Source organism: Sphingomonas sp. SORGH_AS_0870, from assembly GCF_031453175.1.
Classification (GTDB): domain Bacteria; phylum Pseudomonadota; class Alphaproteobacteria; order Sphingomonadales; family Sphingomonadaceae; genus Sphingomonas.
In genome coordinates this window covers 2,330,867-2,346,501 of sequence record NZ_JAVIYW010000002.1, presented here as the reverse complement: position 1 = coordinate 2,346,501, position 15,635 = coordinate 2,330,867, and the positions used below count along the sequence as shown (strand labels likewise).

General features: G+C 64.8%; 8 protein-coding genes, 1 pseudogene and 1 riboswitch. Of the genes and pseudogenes, 2 read left to right on the top strand and 7 right to left on the bottom strand.

What is annotated here, in order from left to right; translation table 11 throughout:
- A riboswitch (TPP riboswitch) is annotated at positions 1-110 on the bottom strand.
- Between the two features lie 32 nt (positions 111-142).
- Genes QE363_RS11065 through QE363_RS11050 form a run of 4 tightly spaced genes read right to left on the bottom strand, consistent with a single transcriptional unit; the run spans position 143 to position 3,397 of the window.
- Positions 143-757: a class I SAM-dependent methyltransferase gene (locus QE363_RS11065; RefSeq protein WP_309695172.1), complete on the bottom strand. Its 615-nt coding sequence runs from the start codon at positions 755-757 to the stop codon at positions 143-145.
- The gene (locus QE363_RS11060) at positions 754-1,407 is read right to left on the bottom strand and encodes a PIG-L family deacetylase (protein ID WP_309695170.1); all 654 of its coding nucleotides are present in this window, start codon (positions 1,405-1,407) and stop codon (positions 754-756) included. The genes QE363_RS11065 and QE363_RS11060 overlap by 4 nt, the downstream gene beginning before the upstream one ends.
- Positions 1,404-2,414 (bottom strand): acyl-CoA dehydrogenase, encoded by a 1,011-nt coding sequence (locus QE363_RS11055; protein WP_309695168.1) that lies wholly within the window; start codon positions 2,412-2,414, stop codon positions 1,404-1,406. Before QE363_RS11055 ends, QE363_RS11060 begins: the two co-directional genes overlap by 4 nt.
- Positions 2,393-3,397, bottom strand: coding sequence for a glycosyltransferase (locus tag QE363_RS11050; protein WP_309695166.1), 1,005 nt, complete (start codon positions 3,395-3,397; stop codon positions 2,393-2,395). The genes QE363_RS11055 and QE363_RS11050 overlap by 22 nt, the downstream gene beginning before the upstream one ends.
- A 221-nt stretch (positions 3,398-3,618) precedes the next feature.
- On the opposite strand from QE363_RS11050, the pseudogene QE363_RS11045 reads away from it, so the two are divergent.
- Together QE363_RS11045 and QE363_RS11040 are read left to right on the top strand one after the other, a co-directional pair.
- A pseudogene (locus tag QE363_RS11045) lies at positions 3,619-5,803 on the top strand (catalase).
- 556 nt (positions 5,804-6,359) lie between these two features.
- Positions 6,360-9,287, top strand: a complete 2,928-nt coding sequence (locus QE363_RS11040) for a TonB-dependent receptor plug domain-containing protein (RefSeq protein WP_309695164.1) — start codon at positions 6,360-6,362, stop codon at positions 9,285-9,287.
- Between the two features lie 89 nt (positions 9,288-9,376).
- Here QE363_RS11040 and QE363_RS11035 read toward each other — a convergent pair whose 3' ends face one another.
- The 3 genes from QE363_RS11035 to QE363_RS11025 all read right to left on the bottom strand — a co-directional run bounded on the left by QE363_RS11035 (position 9,377) and on the right by QE363_RS11025 (position 15,479).
- Positions 9,377-11,488: a TonB-dependent receptor domain-containing protein gene (locus QE363_RS11035; RefSeq protein ID WP_309695162.1), complete on the bottom strand. Its 2,112-nt coding sequence runs from the start codon at positions 11,486-11,488 to the stop codon at positions 9,377-9,379.
- Positions 11,489-11,694: 206 nt separating this feature from the next.
- Positions 11,695-12,813 (bottom strand): esterase-like activity of phytase family protein, encoded by a 1,119-nt coding sequence (locus tag QE363_RS11030; RefSeq protein ID WP_309695160.1) that lies wholly within the window; start codon positions 12,811-12,813, stop codon positions 11,695-11,697.
- Positions 12,814-12,935: 122 nt separating this feature from the next.
- Positions 12,936-15,479: a TonB-dependent receptor gene (locus tag QE363_RS11025; RefSeq protein WP_309695158.1), complete on the bottom strand. Its 2,544-nt coding sequence runs from the start codon at positions 15,477-15,479 to the stop codon at positions 12,936-12,938.
- Between the last annotated feature and the right edge of the window lie 156 nt (positions 15,480-15,635).

The window sequence follows — 15,635 nt, the reverse complement described above, 5'->3', positions numbered from 1 at the left end:
CGAAGGAACCGCCACCCTCCCTACGCCGGTATCAGCCGGATCAGGTTCGGCGGGTCATGGGCTGCTGCCCATCTCTCGACCGCGCATCAGCGGTTCCCCGGGGATGGCGTCGTCTAGGCGCTTACGGCCCGTAAGCAAATGATTATCGATGGCGGGAGGAAAGACCCGTCCGGGGCCCTGCGTCGCACCGCCGCGCGACGAGGACATGCCAGCGCGCCCGGCGGCGCATCGTTTCGACCTGCCAGGTCATGCCGGTCATCCGCAGGAAGCATTCCTGGATGTCGGCGGCGTGCTGCGCGAAATCATAATAGTCGATGCGATGATGCGCGAGGACCAGCCGCCCGCCGGGGCGCAAGGCCGCGGCGACGCCACGCGCGACATGCCGCATCGCGATGGGCGAAAGATAATAGAGCAGCTCGGCGATGACGATCGCATCATAGTCCCGTCGCGGAAACCGCGCGGGCAAGACCAAAGTTATCGCCCGTGCTCGCGGCCAGGCAGCGATCGCCCGCACCGTCAGGCGGGTGCCCTCGACCGTCCCCTCGGTCGCGTCGAGCCGAAGCGCGCGGCGGGCGATGGCGCGGCTGTTCGATCCATTGCCGCTGCCCAGTTCCAGGACCCTGCCCCATGGCCCCTGGCCCAGCGCATGCAGGATCGCCCGGCGCTTCACCGCCTCGTCCCGGTTGGAGAAGGTCCGCCAGGGATCGTCGTCCGCCGCGAACTTCTCGGCAAAGCCGCCAAGGTCGATCGCCTTCATCGCCTCACCGCAAGGAAACGCTCGACCGGGTGGGAAAAGGCCGCCAGTTCATGGCGTGCGATCGTAAAGCCCCGAGGATCGTCGGTGATCGCGCCCAGCTGGGTCCGATGCACCCGGATCAGCGCGCGCTTCGCCGCCGCGCCGCCGGGGATCGAGACGGTCCGGCTCCGCGCCGCCAGCCGCTTTTGCGGCGGCCAGACCTGATAGGTCAGACGCCGCCCGCCGAAGCGAAAACCGCCAAGCGCGGTCGCGACCGCCTGGTGATCGGGATGGGCATCCGTGGCGGCGGGCCCGACCAGCAGGTCCATGCCCCGCTGTTTCCGAAGCGCCCGGTGCAGCCGCTCGCGGCAAGGATCGCCCTCCGCCATCAGTCCACCATCGGGCAGCCCGAGGAACATCACCCGGTCGCTCCGGACGCCCAGACGGCGCAGCGCATGGCGGCTTTCCCGCTCGCGCGCGGCGATCAGACGCGCGGCGGGCCATGTCCGGCTGTCGGGATGCGAGGCGGCGCCGTCGCTGACCACGACGACCCAAACCCCGCTCCCCCGCCGCCGCAGCGCCTGGATCAGCCCCGCCGCCCCGATGATCTCGTCATCGGGATGCGGCGCGACGATGACGGCCCGGCGGACGCCGTTGAGGTCCAGCCTCATAGCGACAGCTCCAGCAAGCCCTGCGCCACCGCCTGCCCGACCCGAAGGCGTTGCGCGTCGGGCATGGGCTGACGCAGATAGACCGCCAGATCGGCCAGCATCGCGGAGAGCGGATGGGTGAGGAACTGCCCCGCCAGCCCCACCGCCTCCCGAGCGATCACGATCGCCTGCTCGGCCGTATCGGCCACCGCCATGCGCGCAGCGGCGACCCGCGCCAGCCGCGCCTCTTCGCCCTCCTCCCCGAACCAGCATCGCGCCGTGCGCCGCACGATGGCCGCGGCCAGCTCCGCCAGCGCGAACAACCGCGCGAGCCGGGCCGACTGGAACGGATCGTCGGCGCGCCCCGCCTCGACCAGATGGCGGCGGGTCAGGTCACACAGCCCGGCCACGCCCCCGGCATGGACCGCCACGAACCGCAGCGCCCCGCCGCTGAAAAAGGGTTCGCGCGCATAGAGGTTCGGCGCGCCGATCCGGTCGTCCTGCGCGATGACGCCGTCCCGCCAGCGGACCAGATGCGTTTCGGACCGCTGCATGCCCGTCACCCGCCACCAGTCGCGGTCGATCACCGGCGGGACCCGCGCCAGATCGAGCAGCAGCAGTTGCACTCCCTCGGCCGTGTCCGCCGTGACCACGGCGTGGCTCAACACCCCGGCGCCCGAGGCATGGCTCTTGCCCCCGGTCAACCGCTCGCCGTCCAGCCGCAGGGGCTCGCCCGCCAATCCGGCATTCCAGACGCCCAATGTCGCCCCCTGAGCCAGTATCCCGCCCAGCCGTTCCACCTGCGCCGCCGATCCGTAACGGCGCACGATCTGCACCGCATCGACATGACCCTCGACCAACCGCCCGAGCGGGAGATCGCGCCGGCCGATGTCATACAGCCGGGCCAGCAGCACGACATAATCCTCGACCGTCCGGGGATCGCTGGGAGGATGCTCGGCCCAGCCCATGGCGGCAATCGCGCTTCGCAGTTCGTCGGCCATGGTGGTCATGCCGCGATCTCGCACCATCGGCTCTCCAGTTCGGTCAGAAGATCTTCGGCGTCCGACAGCGACACCTGGCCGGAATGGACGGCCGGTGCCGGGACGATCCGCATCGCGAACGCTTCCGCATTGGGGCAATCGCGCGCGACGCCCAGGACATGGTCCGCCGAAAGGCCCAGCCGCTCGCCGAGCGCGATGCGCCGGTCGACCCGGTCGATCATGGCGAAGCTGTGCCGCGCGGCCGCCTGGGCGCGCCATTGCCAGGCCGCACCGCGCGGATCGGCCATGCGCGGCGGCTCGCCCTGATCCAGCGCCAGCAACTGGCCGGCAAGCCCGCCGCCGATACGCCCCTGTCGGCGGGACGAGGTCTCCACGATCATCGCCGCGTCCCGACGGACGCGCAGCCCGGCGCGCGCGGCATCGTCGAGCAGGCGGGCGTCCTCTCCCGACGGGATCGGCAGGAACCCGCCCAGCGCGCGATAGGCGGAGGCGCGTATCGCGATATTGGCGCCACCGCCGAAGTGATGCGTGTCCCGCGCCTCCCATGGCACCGGGTCGATGGCCCGGCGATATCGGTGCAATCGGTCGTAATAATGCTCGATGCGGCTTTGCTGCGGATCGGATGCGGCATCGACCCGCTGGATCCGCCCGGCGACGACCTCCGCCTGGCTCAGCCCCCGACGACCCGCCGCGATCCAGTCGCGCTGCGGCGTGCTGTCGGCATCCGTCGTGAAGAGCAGGCCCTCGCGCCCCGCCAGGACGGACAGCCCCATCGCCAGCGCCGCGCGCCGGGCGGCCCCGGCATTGGGCACAGCATCGCGCCCGCCCCTGGCGACATGCAGCCGAAACGGCAGGGTCGGGCCGAGACGATCGACCAGCGCGACACTGCCATCCCGGCAGTCGTCCAGATACAGGCATGCCTCCAGCTTCGCCCCATCGACGCGCAGCGCGGCAAGCGCGGCGAACAGCGCGGGCAGCATCGCCTCTTCATTTCGGGCGGGGATGCACATCACCACGGGCGCGTCGTCGAACAGAAGCCTTCTCCCTCCCGCCGCCGAAACTCACCGAGGCCCCGCACGGCCGGGAACGGAGGGCTGATCCCGATCACTAGCATGGGTTTACCCAAAGGCGGCAGGAAACACCTTGATGAATATCAAGCATTTAGTTGGAGGGCGATTGGCCGATCCGCGCGTTGGACGGGCACGTTCCCTCAACGATGAAAGACACCATCATGGCCAGTTCGAAGAGCAAGCAGGGCAGCGGCAAGGCCAAGGGCGTATCGCCCGCCCAAGCGCCCTCCCTTCCCGCCGGGGCGGATATGCCGACCCATTATGCCGAGCCCCAGGGCCATGGCGGAGAGACGCATCAGGCCACCGACGACACGGCCCGGACGCTGACCACGCAGCAGGGCGTCCACGTCGCCGACAACCAGAACAGCCTGCGCGCCGGGGAGCGCGGGCCGACGCTGCTCGAAGACTTCATCCTGCGCGAGAAGATCTTCCACTTCGACCATGAACGCATTCCCGAGCGGGTGGTCCATGCCCGTGGATATGGCGCGCACGGCGTCTTCGAGCTGACCGACAGCCTGGCCGAATATACCCGCGCCGACATACTAAGCGAGGTGGGCCAGCAGACCGAAGTCTTCGTCCGCTTCTCGACCGTCACGGGCAACAAGGGCTCGATGGACCTGGCGCGCGACGTCCGGGGCTTTGCTGTCAAATTCTATACGAAGCAGGGCAATTGGGACATTGTCGGCAACAATATCCCGGTCTTCTTCATCCAGGACCCGATCAAGTTTCCCGACCTCGTCCATGCCGTCAAGCAGGAGCCCGACCGCGCCTTTCCGCAGGCCCAGTCCGCGCATGACAATTACTGGGACTTCGCCAGCCTGAGCCCCGAGGCGTGGCATATGGTGATGTGGCAGATGTCCGACCGGACGATCCCACGCTCGTTCCGCACGATGGAGGGCTTTGGCGTCCACAGCTTCCGGCTGGTCAATGCCGAGGGCAAGTCGACCTTCGTCAAATTCCACTGGAAGCCGCGCCAGGGCCTGCAATCGGTGCTGTGGAACGAGGCGGTCAAGATCAACGGCGCCGATCCCGACTTCCATCGTCGCGACCTGTGGCAGGCGATCGAGGCGGGCGACTTTCCGCAATGGGATCTGGGCGTCCAGCTGTTCGACCAGGAAACGGCCGACCGCCTGCCCTTCGACCATCTCGATTCGACCAAGCTGATCCCCGAGGAGGACATCCCTGTCCGCATCATCGGGACGCTGACGCTCAACCGCAATGTCGACAATTTCTTCGCCAATACCGAACAGGTCGCCTTCTGTACGCAGAATGTCGTGCCCGGCATCGACTTCTCCGATGATCCGCTGCTGCACGGCCGCAACTTCTCCTATCTGGACACGCAGCTGAAGCGGTTGGGCGGGCCGAACTTCACCCATATCCCGGTCAATGCGCCGCGCTGCCCGGTAATGAATTTCCAGCAGGACGGTCATATGGCGATGCGCAACCCCAAGGGGCGCGCCAATTACGAGCCGAACAGCTGGGGCCCCGATGGCGGCCCGCGCGAAAATCCGACGATCGGCTATCGCAGCTTCCCGGCCGAGGTGCAGGGCACCAAGCAGCGCATCCGTGCCGAGACCTTCGCCGACCATTACAGCCAGGCCCGGCAGTTCTTCGTCAGCCAGCAGCCGATCGAGCAAAAGCATATCGGCGACGCGCTGGTGTTCGAGCTGTCGAAGGTCGAACGGGTCGATATCCGGGCCCGTGCCGTCTCCCACCTCCGGCTGATCGACGAAGGGCTTGCGGCGACGGTCGCCGATGGGCTCGGCCTGGACCTGCCCGAGCCCGCAAAGGCGGCGAAACCGACGCTCGACCTGCCTTCCTCGCCCAAGCTGAGCATCCTCGCCAACGGCCCCCAGGACTTCAAGGGGCGCAAGATGGGCATCCTGCTGACCGACGGCAGCAGCGCGGCGCTGTTTGCGGCGGTGACGAACGCGCTCGAGGCCGAAGGCGCGCTATGGGAAGTCGTGGCGCCCAAGATCGGCGGCGTGACGCTGGACGACGGCACCAAGGTCGCCGCCAAGCAGAAGATCGACGGAGGGCCCCTCGGTCCTTTACGACGCGGTGGCGGTGCTGCCCTCCGAGGCGGGTGTCGCGATACTCGCCAAGGATGCGACGGCCAAGGACTTCGTCGCCGACGCCTTCGCGCACTGCAAGTTCATCGGCCACAGCGCGGCCGCGTCCGCACTGTTCGATGCGGCGGGCGTGACCGAGCGGGACGAAGGCTTCGTCGCACTGGCCAAGCCCAAGGACGCCAAGGGCTTTGTCGACCAGTGCCGCGCGCTGCGCTTCTGGCCGCGTGAGCTGTCGGTCGACCTGGATGCGGCTTCGCTCCAACCCTCGGCCTGAGGTCACTCCCGGCGGGAAGGATCGAAAGCCCTTCCCGCCGGTATTTGCCGGGAGCGTGTTACCTGCACATCGTTGCTCAATATCACGGCTTTGCCGCTGTCAGAGCCAGCATGATCCGCACCTCTTGGATTCGCCGCCCCCTGTCGGGCGTATCGGCCTGGAAACGCCTCTAAAAAAGCACCGTAAAGACCAATAACGGTCAACACAGCGCACCGTATTACAAAAATGTCATTACATCAGAAATGCTTAGCAAACCTGTTAAATACCATTCATTGAAAAGTCATATATTGATATTGCCCGCAAGGATGAAACATGTTTGAAATTCCCATCTCATCGATCGAATGAGATTCGGCTTCGCTGTCGAAAAAGGGGGCAGCGAAGTTGTCGAAATGGGGGGAAGTACATGAGACATATTGGTTTTTTGCTGGCCACCAGTTGCGTCGCGATGATGTGGGCCGCGCCTGTTGCCGCGCAGTCAGAAAAAACGACGCCGGCCACTGACGCGAACGCTGCCAAGTCCGAAAGCCGCAAGAATGCGGAACGTGAGAATGTCCGCTTGGATACCGGCGATCGGGAGGATCGCGCCGAGACGTCGCCCAACGATGTGATCGTGACGGGCTCGCGGATCGTCAACCCGAACCTGGCATCGGCGGCGCCCGTCCAGGCGGTTTCGGCCCAGGAAATCAAGCTCAGCGGCGCGGTCAACATCGAGGATGTTCTCAACCGGTTGCCGCAGGTCGTGCCTTACGCCCCGCAGGCGGATGACGAAGGCAACGGCACCGCACGCGTCAATCTGCGCAACATCGGCGGATCGGGCAATGCCGCGCTGATTCTGCTCGACGGTCAGCGCCTCGGCGGCCAGGTGGCGGCCGACGTCAACTCCATTCCCCCTGCCCTCATCCAGCGCGTCGACGTGCTGACCGGCGGCGCCGCCGCCGTCTATGGCCCCGACGCCTTGACCGGCGTGGTCAACTTCATCCTGAAGAAGGATTTCGAAGGGCTCCAGATCGACGCCAATTACGGCTTCTTCAACCATCTCAATCGCGACAACATCGTCACCCAGACGGCCCGGTCGCGTGGCTTCCCGACCCCGCTGGGCTGGACCAACGATGGCGGGCGCGCGACGATCAACGTGGCCGCCGGTAAGCGGCTGTTCGACGATCGCCTGTCTCTGTCGGGCTATTTCAGCTATCGGCATACCGATAATCTGCCGTACAATTCGCGCTCTTCGCAGGCCTGCCACCTGTTGCAGGCCGGCATTGACGGCGCGCTGAGCTGCGACACCTCGATCTATTCGCGCTATGGCTATATCTACAACCTGAACAATCGGGTTGCGCAGATCAACGCCAGCGACGGCAGCCGCACCTTCCGGCCGTATCGCAATACCCAGGATGCGACCACCGACCGTCAGAATCGCATGGACGACAGCTATCAGATGCTGCGCGCCAACGAGCGTTATAATGCCGGTGGCTTCCTGTCGTTCAAGGCGACCGACTGGGCTGAATTCTACGGCAGCTATATGTTCACCCGCAACACCAGCCAGGGGACGTACCTGCCCGCCACGATCGGCGAGCAGACCAATGGCGCGGGCGGCTATCAGCTGAACTGCAACAACCCGCTGATGTCGGCGCAGCAGGCGCAGGTGCTGTGCGGCGCGGCAGCCGGTACCTCGGCGACCGTGCCGATCGACTTCGGTTATCGGTTCCAGAACTATCCGACCCGCACGATCGATTATCAGCAGATCTACAACCGTGCGACCTTTGGCGTTCGCGGCGACTTCGGCGGCGCGTGGCATTACGATGTCGGCGGCGTATGGGCCAAGAGCCTGGTCAAAAGCGCGATCAACCGCAACTGGGCACCCTCGGGCGCCAACATCGCCAAGGCGCTGAACGTCGTCAGCGTTAACGGCGTGCCGACCTGCGTGTCCAAGGTCAACGGCACCGATCCGAATTGCGTGCCACTCGATATCTTCCGCGGGGACTCGAGCGATCCGGCGGTCTATCAGTATATCTTCCAATATGCGCCCAATGGCCCGCGGCGTAACGTCGGCTATTTCTTCGATGTGCAGGCCAATATCAGCGGCGACCTGGGCCAATATGGCATCCGCTCGCCCTTGGCGACCGATGGCGCTCAGGTAAGCTTCGGGGCGGAGTTGCGTCGCGACATCGCGAACAACTTCACCAGCGCCGACTATAACACGATCATCCAGGGTACGCCGAACCCGTCCTCCTTCTCGCGCGGTACGCAGACCGCCAAGGAACTGGCCGCCGAGCTTCAGCTTCCGCTGATCCAGGACAAGTCCTGGACCCACTTGCTGGGCTTCAGCGGCGGCTATCGCGCGTCCAACTACGACACCTCGTCGCGCCCCTTCTTCAGCACCTGGAAGCTGGAGGGAACCTGGGCGCCCGTTCGGGATATCCGGTTCCGCGTCGCGCGCAATTTCGCCTCGCGCGCACCTGGCGTGTTCGAAGCGACGCAGAACATCAACTTCAGCCGCAGCCTGAACTTCGTCGATATCTGCGGCGCGTCGACCGCTGCGGGCGGTGCCCCGCTCGCCAGCCTCGCGGCGTGTCAGCTGCAACCCGGGTTCAATCCCGCCAGCTATGGCAGCACGTCCATCCGTTGTCCCGAAGCCGGTTGCATCTATCGCAACGGCGCGGTCGATCCGGCGCTGGGGCCGCAGACCGCGAACACGCTGACCTATGGTTTGGTGCTCACGCCGCGCTTCCTGCCACGCTTCAGCTTCTCGGTGGATCACTATGAGATCCGCTATACGAACCAGATCGTCGGGCTGGATCAGGACACTCTGGTCGCGAACTGTGTCAACTACGCCACCGATCCGACCGAGCTCAACAAGATCTCGTGTCAGCAGTTCGTCCGCAACGGCAACGGCACGCTGTATGGCAACATCAACAACCCGAATTCCGGCTATGTCAGCTCGCTCGTCCTGAACGTGCCGAACCGTATCGGCACGACCGGTTATGACTTCCAGGCGCATTACGACCTGCCGGTCAGCACCGGCACCCTGGCCGCCGACTTCAACGGTGGCCTGGTGAACAGCGCCCGCTCGGTCTCGAACCAGTCGGGCAGCGTCGGCTATTTCGGCGATGGCGTCGGCAACCCCATTCCGAAGTGGCGCCACAATCTGCGCACGACGTTCACCGGACAGGACGGGCTCTTCCAGATCTCGGCGAACTGGCGCTTCATTTCGGGCACCCAGAGCGGCACGCTGCGCCGTACGACGCAGAACACTTTCGCGCGCATCCCCGATTACAGCTATTTCGATCTGGCGGCGAACGTGAACATCGCCAAGCGGATGACGCTGGGGGTCATCATCAACAACGTGCTGGACAAGGATCCGCCGATCATTCCGGCGCGCGGCGGCAACAACACCTATTCGATCAACGGATGGCAGAACTCGCCCGTCAATTTCTATGACATTTACGGGCGCTACATCCAGTTCTCGGTCACGACCAAGTTCTGATGATCGATCCCGGGTTGTGAAACCCGGGTCGCAAGGAATGCTCCCCGACGGCGATGCCGTCGGGGAGCATTTTTATGGGCACCACCCGATCAGAAGGTTTCGGTCAGCCTGAGCCTTGCCGATCGCGGCTCCAGCGGGTGAAACTGATAGCCTTCGACGCCGTCGTCCGGCTCGCCCGGCAGGCGCGTGGCATAGTAGTAGGCCGATGCGTTGGCATGGGTGTTCAGCATGTTGAAGATGCTGAGCTGGACCGTCGTTCGCGCGCCGAGATGGTATCCGACATCGAGATTGGCCTCGGTATAGCCGGGGTCGTGCGGTTCGCGCGGACCGTCGACCAGCGGATAGGGACCGAGATTGCGGATCTGGAAGCCGCCGAACCAGGGCCCCAGATCCTTGACCAATGCGCCGAAGGACAGGGTCGAGCGCGGTGCGTTGGCGATGAAGCGCCCGGTCAGCCCGAACGGCTTCAAATCCCCGCGATACCGCGCCTTGGCGAAGGCGATGTCGGCATTCAGCTCCAGCCAGCGCGTCGGATGATATTGCGACGACAATTCGATCCCGACGCGGCGGCTCGGCGCGGAGGCGCTGTCCTGGCCGACATCGGCATTATAGGCGAGTTCGGACTCGAAATCCTGCCGGAACAGCGCGAACTGCACCGCAAGCCGCCGGATCGCATTCGTCCGCAACCCGAATTCATAGCCGACCGCCCGCGCCAGCAGCGGCGTCCGGCCGGCCGAACCGGGAACCCCTTGCTGCGGCACGGTGCCGAAGACGCCGCGCACATCGTCGCTGTGGAAGCCGCGTCCGGCGCTGATATAGAATTCGGTGGTGTCGAAGGGGCGGATCGCGATGCTGCCCTTGGGCTGGAAGAGCATCTGATGCGCACGGCCCGAAAAGCGGGTTGTCCGGCTGGTGTCGGTGGCGCCATAATATTCCTCGCGCAGCCCGATCGTGCTGCGCAGCCACGGCGTCCAGTCGGTGCTGTTCTCCACAAAGCCGCCGAGATCGAGCAGCGTCACGTCGTCGGCATTGCAGATACCGCCCGCCGCGGGCACCTGCGTCGTCCCGTTGGGTCCCTCGACCGAGCAATAGGATAGCGGCACGCGATCCTTCGTATGAAGCCGCGCGACATAGGCCCGGTCATAGCGCGCCTGCAGGCCGATCGTCGTCACGCTGGGTCGACCCAGCCATTCGTCGCTGCGGCGATAGGCGATCCGGCCGCCCGCCGTATCGCGGTTCTCATATTGCTTTTCCTGGTCGCCATTGACCGGATCGTCGAGATAATGGGTGAAGTCGTTCCACAGGATCATGTCCGACCGGATATAATAGGCACTGGCGTCGATCGCGGCGTCGCCGACCGGCTTGGCGAACCGGCCCGACAGGCTGAACCGATGCGACCGGCTGCCATCGCTCGGGTCGAGCGTCCCGTACGGGTCGATCAACCCTTGCCGGACCGCGCGCCGAGGCTGGTCGGTGGTCAGATTGCCCTTGCTGGCATAATAGAGCGCGGTCAGGCTGGTGCCGTCATTGGTCGTTCCCTGGCTATAGCGGGCGGCAAGATTGACCTTGTCGAAATCGTCGGGATGCGTCCATGGGCCGTCGAGATGGCCATATTCGGCCGCCAGCAGCAGGCGGTGGTCGGGTGCCAGCGCGATCGTCGTCCCGCCGGAGACGCCATAATCGCCCAGCGTCCCGGCGCTGAGCGACAGCGTCGTCGGGATATGGTCGACCAGTCGCATATGCGCCGAGCCGACCGCGCCGAAATCGCCCACCTCGGCGTGATACGGCCCCTTGGTGAAGTCGATCCCCGCGATCAGCATCGGCATGATGAAATTCTGATCGGCATAGCCCTGTCCATGGGTATTGGTCGGGCGATTGATCGGCATGCCATCCAGAAAGCTGGCAAAGTCGGTGCCATGATCGAGGTTGAAACCGCGCAACAGATATTGCGATGCCTTGCCCTCGCCCGAATGCGCGGTCACCACCAGGCCGGGGACGGTTTCCAGCAACTGACCGGGCCGATAGATGGGCCGCAGCGCCACTTCGTCAGCCGTGATCCGCCCCTCGCTGGCGGTGGTCCCCTTGCCCAGCATGTCGAGGCGCGACGCGGTGACGACGATGTCGCCGGTGCTCGACCGATCCGCCCCTTCGTCCTTCTTCACGCGTGGCGAGGCGGCGGTGGGGTGCGCCGCGTCTGACATGATATTGCCTTTGGCCATGGCTGCGACGCTTGCCGACAAGGCAAGCGCGCCGATCACCATCTTTGCCGAATATTTTGCGACTGTCATTCCGCCCTCGTGATAAGTCCGGGGGCGCCCCTCCATTCAAGAGTAATGCGAGTCAATATCAACAAAATGACAGCTGGTTCACACTCCGCACAAACCACTCGCAGCGTTAGGAAATAATATTACATCGCCGATCGGGGCGTCACCAGCCTGCCCCGCCATGCGAAAGCAAGGAACTGCGAAATCTGATCTTTGTTGAAATTGTCGTCCGCCTCGACGATCAGGGTCCGCCGACCATCCGGCAGCCTCGGTCCCCAGGCCATCCCCTCCAGATTGTCGATCTTTACGCCCCGATATTGCTGCGGCAGGTCGAGCAGCACCGTGCGGGTCATCGGAACGGCGGGGCAGGACGGCAGCGCCGGGCAGGACAGGACGTCGGTCGTGCGATCGGTGATGCCGGACACTATGATCCTGGCCCTCACGCCCGTCCGGGAGTCGAAAGGGACGACCCGTTCGATCGACAGGAAATGCCGGTCGTCGATCGCCAGAAGCTCGGAAACGCTATACTGGCCGTCGGGCACGTCATAGACATATTGGTGAAGCGGCCGGCCGCTCTTGGGGTCGAAGCTGGTCAACCGGTGCCGCGTGGCCTGGCCGGGTCGGTCATCGACGGCAAGGTCTTCATAGGCGGGAACCTCGTTGATCGCATAGACCGTTCCGTGCGGCCCGACCGCCAGCCCCTCGATCACCCCGTTGGATGCCGCGCCCCGGCTTCGGTTGTCGGCATAGAGATAGGCGGGCGGCAGCGAGAAGCTGCGCAGGATGCGTCCCGCGGCATCGGCCTCATAGATGGCGGGCTGGACCCGCCGCGCGGGGTCGGCGTTCCACGTCCCCTCCGACGACCAGTAGATATGATGTCCACCGGCGTGGCGAATGGCCTCGGGATCGACCACCGGATGATCGGTGGGGAATGGTAGGCCATGGGCATCGCGCAGCACCTGCTGTGCCTCTATCCGCACGTGCATCCGGTGATGGGCGGGGTCGAGCGCGATCGCCAGCCGATAGTAGCGCGGCGGCCGCCCGTCCCCCTTGTCATCCGAAATGGCAAGATAGTCGCCGCCCGGCAGCCGGTCGAGCCCCGACAATCCGCCGATCGGCAGGCCCTGAAAGCGGGTGCCATGGGAGATCGCCGTCGCACCGATCAGCTCCAGTGTCAGGGTCCCGTCCTTTCCGGCCATGGACGCCGTGGCACCCAGCCCGATCGCCAATATCGCCCCGATATTCCGCATCACCTTGCGCATGATGACCTTTGCCTTCGTCTCGAAATCAAAGGCCGGACGCGATGGCGTGTCCCTCCATCGTGCCCGGCCCCTCCTTGTCCCTTCGCGGCGGCGAGCGGGTCAGCCGCCGCCGCGACCCGCCGTCAGAACTCGAAATGCACGCTGGCGATCACCGTGCGCGGATTCCCGAAGTTGAAATAGCCGCCCTTGCTGGCCACCGTTCCCAGGTTCGAGAAATAGGCCTTGTCGAGAAGGTTGACGATGTTGAACTGGAGATAGGTCTTCTTCAAGCCGATCCACTCCATCCCGATCTGCGCGTCGAGATCGACCAGCGTATAGCCCGCCACCTTCACGTCGTTGACATCGGTCACGAAGCGGTCGCCGACATGCTTGGCCGACAGACCGACCACGCCGAAGGGCAGATTGACCTGCGCGCGGCCGCCATATTGCCAGTTCGGCGTATCGACCAGCGACTTGCCCTTGGTCGCGATCGCCACCTGCCCCGCGGCGGCGTTGATGACATCGTCCTTCAGCTTGGCGGTCATGTAGGAGGCAAAGCCATAGAGGGACAGCCAGCGCGCCGGACTGACCGACAGCGAGGCATCGATACCCTTGCTGTCGACCCCGCCGACATTGCGGCTGGCGCTGATCGTGCCGCCGCCCTCGACCGGCGTGGTCACGTTGACGATGCGGTTGTCGTACCGGATGTACCAGCCGCCCAGCTGGGCCTGGGCGATGCCCATCGTATAGCGAAGGCCCAGATCGTAGGAATCGGTGCGCTCGGGCTTCACCTCGTCCCCGCCCAGCCGGATGACCTTGTCGTCATAGGCATAGACATCGGTGCTGGGTGCCGAAAAACCCTTGGTGTAGCTGGTGAACAGGCTGACCGCCGGCGTCATCTGCCAGGTCAGGCCGATATTGGGCAGCAGCGCGCGATATTCCTTGATGCGGCCCGTATAGGGCGGAGCGAAACCTTTGGTCCGGCTGTCCGCCTGGACCTGCGCCTGCGTCTGCGACGTGCAATAGGCTTCGCTGCCGCTGCCCGGAATGGTGTAGCACGCATTGTTCATGTTGCGCCGGAACAGCGCCGCGCGAAGGCCGAGGGTGAAGGACAGCGAATCGTCGAACGGCTTGCCGCGATATTCGCCCGAAAGCTGATGCAGTATCGAATAGGTCAGGCGGTTGCGCTTGTTGAGCACATGGCCCGCCGCATCCAGCATGGCATGGGGATTGCTCGCATCGCTGGTGCTGAACGGCAGCCACGGCGTGCCGTCCGACCGCAGATAGCTTGCCTCGCCCGTCTGCGTCGTCCGCGCCCGATCCCAGGTATAGGCGACGCGCAACAGGTTGCTCGGATCGATATCGTAGCGAAGCCCGGCAATGGCGATCAGGCGATGGGTCTGAGTGTTCGACGGATAATAGGCGCGGACATAGTCGAGCATGTCGCCATCGCCATTCAGATCGCGCCCCTGGGCGACACCGCCGCCCACGCGACCATATTGGTTGCCATTGGCCCCCTTCTGCCCGGCATTGGCGTCGCTCTCGGCGAACACGGTCGATCCGCCGCCATTGGCACGGGTAAAGGCATAGCCGCCATCCATCGAGAAGGTCAGCCGATCGGACAGGGTGAGCAGGCTGTTGAAGCGGAGGTTGCCCGTATCGACGGGGTTCAGACCCGTTTGACGGGCGTTGGTGCAGCTCGAGCGGTCGTCCTGGACCGTGCCCTTCGCCGCCTGCATCTGGGACGGCAGCGCGCAGGTGGTGCTGTTCAGATAGCTGTTGCTCTGGTCGGCGAACAGCTTATCGAACTGCGCCCGCGTCGGATCGACGCGAACCGGGCCGTTCGACGACGATGCATAGGGATTGCCCAGCACGCTGTTGAGGTTGGCGAGCGACGGCGTGCCATATCCGAAATTGCGATGCTGGTACAAAAAGCCTGCCAGCGACACGAAATCCTTGCCGCCCAGCGGCTGGTAGATCCGGGCGTTATACTGGGCCTTGTGGACCTTGGAATAGCGGTAGAGGTCATAGCTCTGGCTGCTGGCAGAGAACCAGGCACGGGTGCCGCTGGCGGTCAGGTCGCCGGTGTTGAGCAACCCGAAGACGCGGTTCATGTTGCCGCCGCCATGCGAATAGACCGCCGTCGCGCTCAGCGTCTCGGTGGGGAGGATGGTGCGATAATTGACCGTACCGCCCGCCGCGCTGGCGGTCGGCGAGTCGACGTCGGTCGACCCGAAATTGACGTTGACCGATTGCACCAGCTCCGGATCGATCTGCTGGCTGGAATAGATCGCATAATTGCCCGCGTCGTTCAGCGGCAGGCCATCGAAGGTGAAGGCGATGCGGCTGGCATCGAAGCCGCGGATGCGGATGCCGCCGCCATTGCCGCCATAGGGATCGCCCGCATTGTAGTTGACGCCGGGCACGAGGTTGATCGCATTGAAGATCGACTGACCGGGGACGGTATGCTCGATATAGTCCTGCGTGACGATCGCGCGCGCCTTGGGCGAATTGGGCAGGTCCATCACCACCGGCTTGCGAGCGCGTTCGCCCACCACGACGACATCCTGTTCCGCCTTGTCTTCGGCGGCGATCGTGCCCGCCGTCTGGGCAAACACCATTTGGGGAAGCATGGCGCACAGGCACACGCCACCGATACCAGCAAGGCCGGTCCAGTTCTTGATCACATATTCCTCCACGGGAGATTTGGAAGAAGGCCGCCCTATGACCGAGGTTTTTCATTAGTGTGACAATGTTCATGTGTAATGATGATAAATGCAGTAGCGGCGCGGCGTGGCCCAGCCGCTTGATCTGTCGGCCAAAGCCCGACTAGGGCATGCGCC

Coding starts and splice junctions, on each gene's coding strand:
- QE363_RS11065 (WP_309695172.1), bottom strand. CDS start 757: ATGAAGGCGATCGACCTTGGCGGCTTTGCCGAGAAGTTCGCGGCGGAC.
- QE363_RS11060 (WP_309695170.1), bottom strand. CDS start 1,407: ATGAGGCTGGACCTCAACGGCGTCCGCCGGGCCGTCATCGTCGCGCCG.
- QE363_RS11055 (WP_309695168.1), bottom strand. CDS start 2,414: ATGGTGCGAGATCGCGGCATGACCACCATGGCCGACGAACTGCGAAGC.
- QE363_RS11050 (WP_309695166.1), bottom strand. CDS start 3,397: ATGTGCATCCCCGCCCGAAATGAAGAGGCGATGCTGCCCGCGCTGTTC.
- QE363_RS11035 (WP_309695162.1), bottom strand. CDS start 11,488: ATGTCAGACGCGGCGCACCCCACCGCCGCCTCGCCACGCGTGAAGAAG.
- QE363_RS11030 (WP_309695160.1), bottom strand. CDS start 12,813: ATGCGCAAGGTGATGCGGAATATCGGGGCGATATTGGCGATCGGGCTG.